2 protein-coding genes are annotated in these 1,167 nt (G+C 62.3%); one reads left to right on the forward strand and one right to left on the reverse strand.

Annotated elements, in window-relative coordinates:
- The coding region (locus tag ACJH7A_RS30560; RefSeq protein WP_406803323.1) for a hypothetical protein at nt 1-241 on the forward strand (241 nt) is incomplete at its 5' end.
- A gap of 72 nt (nt 242-313) precedes the next feature.
- On the opposite strand, the gene ACJH7A_RS30565 is transcribed toward ACJH7A_RS30560, so the two are convergent.
- Nucleotides 314-1,000 carry an MspA family porin gene (locus ACJH7A_RS30565; RefSeq protein WP_133426511.1) on the reverse strand — a complete coding sequence of 229 codons (687 nt, stop codon included), beginning with the start codon at nt 998-1,000 and terminating at the stop codon, nt 314-316.
- Nucleotides 1,001-1,167: the final 167 nt, after the last annotated feature.

The following is a 1,167-nucleotide window of genomic DNA, read 5'->3' on the forward strand; positions in this document are numbered from 1 at the left end:
GATCATCCTCGGGAAGGTGCGCCCTTTCCTACGCCGCCTCGCCGAGGCTCATCCACAGGTTCTGATCATTGCTCCCTCTCGTGGGTTGGAATGCGAGAACGAGACTGTTTTCGATTCTCGGAGCATTCAATATTCGGATTTCGAATTGGTGAACGGCTGGCCAATTACTCGGAACTGGCTCTGTTTTGTGGATGGATCAAATTCTTTAATCAGTGACAATATTTTTCGTCTGACTGATTAAATTCACGGCCGGTGTCCGTGGCCGGTGCGGGCGGGCTCGGGGAGAGCTTGCTCGCCCGCACCGGGCATCAGGTCAGACGGACTTCGTCACACCCAGGTAGGTGATGACGTCGTCGGTGTTGTCGGTCGAGCTGGTCAAGGTGGCGTACGACCGGATGAAGGACTGACCGGCGCACTGATCGGTCTTGATCCGGACGCCCGTGATGGTCACGCGGGCGGTGGTGCCCTTGAACGACTTCTTGTCGATCGCGACCGTGGTCACCGTGCCGGGCTTCAGGTAGACCTTGCCCTGGAGGCTGATGCCGGTACCGAGGCTGGGGTCAGTGCCCGCGAACGGGATCTTGATACCCGGCGTGAAGCTGATACCGGGGTTGATCTCGGCCTCGTCGGAGATGATGCCGCAGCCGATCTGCTCGCCGGCTTCCAGCGTTCCACCAGCCAGTTTGGTCTTTCCGCCACCGGTGATCTTGCCGGTGAAGGTACCGGCGACCCAGTACTCACGCGAGGAGATCGCGGTGGTCAGGGGCGCGACGGGCAGCTGGGTCTCGTTGCTGCCGGTGACCTCGATGTGCCAGCCGTCCGGGGTGTCCAGAACGCCGGCGGGGCCCGACGGCACGGCGCCCTCGCCCGGAGGCGGCGGGGCCGGGTTGCCGGCCGGCTGCACAGCCGGATCGGCGGGAGGGTCAGCGAGTGCCAGCGGCGCGGTGCCGACCGGGAGCACCACGCAAAGGGCTGCCAACATGGCATAACGGTTCGACATGGTGATGAGCGCGCCTCTCGTATCGGGTAATCAGCAGTGCTGCGGATCGCTGTGCGTTGCTGAATTTGTGTCGCTGCGGAGCATCTACTGTGAACCGCCCCAGGTTTGATGCCGCTGCTGTTTGAGTCCGGAAGGATGAGCAGCATGCCGAAGAAAATCGATCCTGC

Source organism: Mycobacterium sp. SMC-17, from assembly GCF_045310915.1.
Lineage (GTDB): Bacteria > Actinomycetota > Actinomycetes > Mycobacteriales > Mycobacteriaceae > Mycobacterium.